The sequence below is a fragment of the Frankia sp. CgKIO3 genome (genome assembly GCF_977946435.1).
Genome location: NZ_CDWTMO010000060.1, coordinates 1 through 5,861 on the forward strand (window position 1 = coordinate 1; position 5,861 = coordinate 5,861).

The following is a 5,861-nucleotide window of genomic DNA, read 5'->3' on the forward strand; positions in this document are numbered from 1 at the left end:
AGATCAAATGATCAACTTATTTAATGACTATCCCGGATGAGTGCATCGACTGCGGAGCCTGCGAGTCGGCCTGCCCGGTCGACGCGATCAAGAGTACCCGGATCGTGCCGGCGAGCGAGGCCGAGTTCATTACGGACGAAGCCCGGTTCTTCACCGCTATCCTGTCTGGTCGGGATGCTCCGATCGGTAATCCGGGCGGCGCCGGCAAGATCGGCCCGATCAGGGCGGACACCGCTTTCGTCGCGTCCTACAGACGCTAACGAGACAAGCCGCCGGCGAAGGCTGACGCGGCCACGGCGTCAGCGAGACCGCCGGCCTACGGCCGGTGCCCAGGACCCATCCCGTCCGGGCACCGGCCCTCTACATTTCGGGGCCGAATCAGGGGCCGGGGTCGAAGCAGAGTTCGGGGCCGGAGTCGGCTGGAGACGTTCCCGGCGTTCCCCGTACCGCGCCTGAATCGACGTGTCTCGACGGGTTTCCCGTTGGGTTTCCCGACGGGTAATGCCGACCGGTCGTGCCGTTGACCAGATGACCCGCCGCGGAATGCCGATTGACGAGAAAGCGGCGTGACAAAAATCCCGGAAAACGGCGTGCAGGCGTCATCACCAGGAGGCCGTCATCACCAGAAGGCCGGAGACCATGACGGAAACCACATGGGCCCGGAACCGGGATCACTCCGGGCCGAGGCCGAGCCGGGCACAGTAACGCGGAATCCCCTGAGGGGATCAGGCCAGCCCTGACAGGCCTGATCCCCTCGCCCCCGAGCGTCCACCCGGCGACCGCCCATCGGTCCGGTTCGCCTCAGCCGTAGGTCTCATCCCAGCCGTAGGTCACCCGGCGGCGACCTACCCGGCCACCGTCCAGGAGTCGGCACCTTGGAGCAACGTCCGCAGGTCGCCTAGGCCGCCGGGCCGGACGGTCGCCAGCCTCTCCTGGAACAGCTGGTCGAACACGGGATGCGAGACCGACCGATAGACGCCGATCGGCGGCTCCGGAAACTCCGCCCGCGCCAGCTGGGCTAGGGCGTAAGCGTAGGTCGAGTTCTCCACCGTCGGATCGTGCACCACGACGCGGGAGTCACCGCTGTGCCCGACGGCCAGCTCCCCGGTGGCCGGGTCGCGGATCACGGCGTACTGCTCGTCCACGCCGAAGACCACCGGCATACCGGGCGAGAGCCGGATCGGCCCCTGCTCGCCCTTCGCCCCGGCGACCCCGGCGGCGCCGGCATCGGACCGCTTCGGCTGACGGGGAATCGCGTTGAACGTGGGGCAGCCTTGCCGGATCTCCACCAGCGCCGTTCCCTGGTGCGCCGCGGCGGCGGTGAGGGTGGCGGTGAGGTGGCGACGGTCCGAGTCGATCGTGCGGGCGACGAACGTCGCGCCGGCGCCGAGCGCGAGCGCAACCGGGTCGAACGGGTTGTCGAGCGACCCGTGGGGGCTCGACGGGCTGATCGTGCCGATCCTGGAGGTCGGCGAGTGCTGACCTTTCGTCAAACCGTAGATCTGGTTGTTGAACAACATGATCTTGAGGTTCACGTTGCGACGCAGCGCGTGGATAAGGTGGTTACCGCCGATCGACAGCGCGTCGCCATCACCGGTTACGACCCACACCGCCAGGTCCGGCCGGTTGATCGAGACTCCGGTCGCAAAGGACGGCGCCCGGCCGTGGATCGAGTGGATGCCGTAGGTGTCGAGGTAGTAGGGGAACCGCGAGGAGCACCCGATGCCGGACACGATCACGATGTTCTCAGGCGGGACGCCGAGGGCCGGCAGCAGACCCCGCATCGTCGAGAGGATGGCGTGGTCCCCGCAGCCGGGGCACCAGCGGACCTCGTTGCCGGTCATGTAGTCCTGCACGGTCAGCGCCGGCCGTCCCGCCGAGTCACCCGACGGTTCTCCGGATCCATCATTCAGCGAGATCATCGTCCTGCCCCCCCGGCCGTGCCGAGCTTCGAACCAAGGTGTGCGTTCAACCGGGCGCTCACGTCCCCGACCGGCTTCGAGGCCGCCTCCGCCGACGGCTCCTCGTCGATGCCCTGGATGATCCGGCTGATGACGGAGGTGAGCTCGGCCACCCGGAACGGCATGCCGCGGGTCTGGTTGTAGCCGACGGTATCGATCAGGCATTCTCGGCGCAGGAGTCCGGCGAGCTGCCCGAGGTTCATCTCGGGGACGAGCACGGTGTGGTACTCCGACAGCACCGAGGCCAGGTTCGCCGGCAGCGGGGCGAGATGGCGCAGGTGCGCCTGGGCGACCTTCATACCGTCGCGCCGCACCTGGCGGCAGGCTTCACCGATCGGCCCCCACGTCGAGCCCCATCCGATCACCAGCACATCGGCGCCGGATCCGGGCGACCCACTGGGATCATCGACTTCCAGGAGCGGCACGTCGATGTGATCGATCTTGGACTGTCGGGTGCGGACCAGCAGGTCGTGGTTGTCGGGGTCGTAGGAGACCGCGCCGGTCAGCTCGGCCTTCTCCAGACCACCGATGCGGTGTGTGAGCCCCGGGGTACCCGGGATCGCCAGCGGGCGGGCCAGCGTGATCGGGTCCCGCGCGTACGGCAGGAAGATCGGGTTACCGGCCTCGTCCACCCCGTTCGGGCCGGTGGCGAGATCGATCCCGATGCTGGGCAGCTCCGCCGTCTCGGGCACCCGCCACGGCTCGCTGCCGTTGGCGACGTAGGCGTCGGACAGCAGGATGACCGGGGTGCGGTAGGCCAGCGCGATCCGGGCCGCCTCCAGCGCGGCGTCGAAGCCGTCCGCGGGCGAACGCGCCGCGATCACCGGCAGCGGCGCCTCGCCGTGCCTGCCGTACAGGGCCTGGAGCAGGTCGGACTGCTCGGTCTTGGTCGGCAGACCGGTCGACGGCCCGCCGCGCTGCACGTTGACGACGACGAGCGGCAACTCCATGATCACCGCAAGACCGAGGGCCTCGGTCTTCAGGGCCATCCCGGGACCGGAGGTCACGGTCACGCCGAGCATCCCGGCGAAGGCCGCGCCGATCGCGGAGCCGATGGCGGCGATCTCGTCCTCGGCCTGGAAGGAGCGCACGTCGAAGGATGCGAGCGCGCTCAGTTCGTGCAGGATGTCGGAGGCGGGAGTGATCGGGTAGGCGCCGAGGAACAGCGGCATCCCGGCCTGCTGCGCGGCGGCGACCAGGCCGTAGGCGATCGCCTTGTTGCCCTTCATGTGCCGGTAGGTGCCGGCGGGCAGCTTGGCCGGCTTCACCTCGTAGGCGAGCGCGAAGGCCTCGGTGGTGTCGCCGTAGATCCACCCGGCCCGCAGCGCGGCGATGTTCGCGGCCTGCACGTCCGGCTTCGCGGCGAACCGCTTCTGCAGGTAGGCGATCGTGTCCTCGATGGGCTGGCTGAACATCCAGGACACCAGGCCGAGCGCGAACATGTTCTTCGTCCGGGCAGCGTCCTTGCGCTTTAGGTTGAACTCAGCGACGGCCGTGGCGGCGAGACCGGTGAGGTTGATCGCGTGCACGTGGTAGGCGTCCAGCGACCCGTTGGTCAGGGGATCGGCCTCGTAACCGGCCTTTTCCAGGCCCATCACCGTGAACGCGTCGGTGTCCACGATCAGGACCCCGCCGGGACGCAGCTCGGCGATGTTCGCCTTGAGCGCCGCGGGGTTCATGGCGACCAGAACGTCGGGCCGGTCGCCCGGGGTCCTGATGTCGTGGTCGGCGATGTGGAGCTGGTAGCTCGACACCCCGGCCACGGTTCCGGCTGGCGCCCGGATCTCCGCCGGGTAGTTCGGCAGCGTCGCCACGTCGTTGCCGCCCGCGGCGGCCTGGGCGCCGAACCGGTCACCGGTGAGCTGCATCCCGTCGCCGGAGTCACCGGCAAAACGGATCACCACGTGTTCCAGTTGCGTGACCCCCGGGTCGGGTCGTTCGGACAACTGTTCGGTTGGCATGGCGAAACCTCATCTCAACTTCTCGGCTACGCACGCCCGCGCCGGGCGAGCGGGACCGCGCGTGGCAACGCTGACAGCGCGGAAGCGGGGTCAGGGAAGCGCGGGGAACGGGTCAGGGATAGGCGGATCGGGGGGCGGGCACCTCGGGCATGCGCAGGGCCCGCGAGAACACCCGGTCGGTGGGGATCTCCTGCACCCGGAACTCGGTGGTGGGGCCGTCGAAGAGATCGTTCGATCGGTTCTGCTCCAGGGCACGCACGCGCAGCACCGCGCGAGCCACCGCGGCGGCGGCGGCGTGGATCTGGTCGACGGTGGTGAACCGGCCCACGCTGAACCGCAGGCTCTCCATGGCCGCCGTGGTCGACCGGCCCATCGCGGTGAGCACATGGGACGGCTCGGCGCCGCCACCGTGACAGGCGGAGCCCGCGGACACCGCCACGTCCGGCAGACAGGCCTGGACGGCGTCGGCGTCGGCACCGACAAACCGCAGGTTGATGGTGTTCGGCAGCCGGCATTCGCGGCCCCCGCCGCGCTCACTCGGCCCGTTGAGCTCGACGGCATCGACGCCGAGCCACTCGACGAGCAGATCGTGCAGCAGCTCGGTCTGGGCCCGCTGCCGCGGGGCCTCGTCCTCCATCACCGCGGCGGCAATCCGCGCCGCGGCGCCGAAGCCGACCACCCCGGCGGTGTTGACCGTGCCGGCGCGCAGGCCCCGTTCCTGCCCGCCGCCGTGGATCAGCGGTGCCAGCTGCGACCGGGCGTGCCGGCCGACGATCAGCGCGCCGGTGCCCTTGGGCCCGTAGAGCTTGTGCGCGGACGCGACGGCGAGGTCGATGCCGGCATCCACGACCGAAACCGGCATCCGGCCCAGCGTCTGGGTGATGTCGGCGAGGTAGAACGCCCCCGCCCCGTGGGCGAGCTCGGCGATGGGCCGCGGGTCGTTCAGCGTCCCGGTCTCGTTGTTCGCCGTCATCGCCGCCACCAGGGCGACCTTCGAGACGGAGGCCCCGAGGACCCCCCCGTTCCCCGCGATCGCGGAGCCCCCCGCGACGGCGGAACCGTCCCATACCGGTTGCAGCAGCGCGCGCAGGTGGTTGAGGTCGATCGTGCCGTCGGGATGAACCCGGATGGTCTGCACGATCGCCCCGTGCACCCGCGCCGCGGCCTCCGCCGCGGCGAGGACCGCCCGATGCTCGGTCGCTCCGACGAGCACGCGGCGGCAGGACGGCGGGGCGGTGGCCAGGACCCCGGCGATCGCCAGGTTGGCCGCCTCGGTCGCCCCGCTGGTGAAGATGACGTCACGCGGCTGGGCGCCGGCGAGGTTCGCCACGTCCCGCCGGGCTCCTTCGACGAGCCGGGCGACGGCCTGCCCGGCCGGGTGCGAGCTGGCCGGATTCGCGAAGTGGTCCCGCAGCAACGGCAGCATCGCCCGGACGACCTCCGGGTCGACCGGGGTCGTCGCGTTGTAGTCAAGATAGATCACGATGCGCCTCCAGAGCCGCAGTCCACGCAGGCGGGATCGCGCCGCGTCCGCGGCGTCCGCAGGTCCGTGTCCCACAGATCGAGGTGGATCAGCCGGCCGACCGCCGGCTCGGCGAATCCACCGGCGATCTTCAACGCCTCGGTCGCCGCCAGGCAGCCCACCGTTCCGGCGACCGCGCCGAGCACCGGGAAACCGAGGGGCTCCCAGGACGGGTCCCCCTCCGGGAACACACACCGCAGGCAGGGCGAACCCGGCCGGACCACCAGCAGATACGCCTCGGTGGCGTTCATCGCGGCGACGACCAGGGGGACCTGCGTCGCCAGGCACAGCCGGTTGAGCAGATACCGCTCGGGGAAGTTGTGCCGGGCGTCGACCACCACGTCCGCCTCGGCGATCAGACGGGGCAGGCTGGGATCGGTCAAATCCCGGTCCAGGGCGACGATCTCGACACCCGGG

Annotated in this window: 5 protein-coding genes; 1 reads left to right on the forward strand and 4 read right to left on the reverse strand. The window is 70.3% G+C overall.

Annotation, left to right across the window (positions count from 1 at the left end):
- The first annotated feature begins 23 nt into the window (after positions 1-23).
- Positions 24-260, forward strand: a complete 237-nt coding sequence (locus tag AC08OJ_RS09235) for a 4Fe-4S dicluster domain-containing protein (protein WP_476595516.1) — start codon at positions 24-26, stop codon at positions 258-260.
- Positions 261-845: 585 nt separating this feature from the next.
- On the opposite strand, the gene AC08OJ_RS09240 is transcribed toward AC08OJ_RS09235, so the two are convergent.
- The 4 genes from AC08OJ_RS09240 to AC08OJ_RS09255 form a co-directional block, all read right to left on the reverse strand.
- Positions 846-1,922: a 2-oxoacid:ferredoxin oxidoreductase subunit beta gene (locus AC08OJ_RS09240; RefSeq protein WP_476594397.1), complete on the reverse strand. Its 1,077-nt coding sequence runs from the start codon at positions 1,920-1,922 to the stop codon at positions 846-848.
- The gene (locus AC08OJ_RS09245; RefSeq protein WP_476595517.1) at positions 1,919-3,922 is read right to left on the reverse strand and encodes a 2-oxoacid:acceptor oxidoreductase subunit alpha; all 2,004 of its coding nucleotides are present in this window, start codon (positions 3,920-3,922) and stop codon (positions 1,919-1,921) included. Before AC08OJ_RS09245 ends, AC08OJ_RS09240 begins: the two co-directional genes overlap by 4 nt.
- Positions 3,923-4,034: 112 nt before the next feature.
- A complete protein-coding gene (locus tag AC08OJ_RS09250) occupies positions 4,035-5,405 on the reverse strand; it encodes a cysteine desulfurase family protein (protein WP_476595518.1) in 1,371 nt (456 codons plus the stop codon).
- Positions 5,402-5,861, reverse strand: a 460-nt coding sequence (locus AC08OJ_RS09255; protein ID WP_476595519.1) for a HesA/MoeB/ThiF family protein, incomplete at its 5' end; no start/stop codon positions are given. The genes AC08OJ_RS09250 and AC08OJ_RS09255, both read right to left, overlap by 4 nt.

Coding starts and splice junctions, on each gene's coding strand:
- AC08OJ_RS09235 (WP_476595516.1), top strand. CDS start 24: ATGACTATCCCGGATGAGTGCATCGACTGCGGAGCCTGCGAGTCGGCC.
- AC08OJ_RS09240 (WP_476594397.1), bottom strand. CDS start 1,922: ATGATCTCGCTGAATGATGGATCCGGAGAACCGTCGGGTGACTCGGCG.
- AC08OJ_RS09245 (WP_476595517.1), bottom strand. CDS start 3,922: ATGCCAACCGAACAGTTGTCCGAACGACCCGACCCGGGGGTCACGCAA.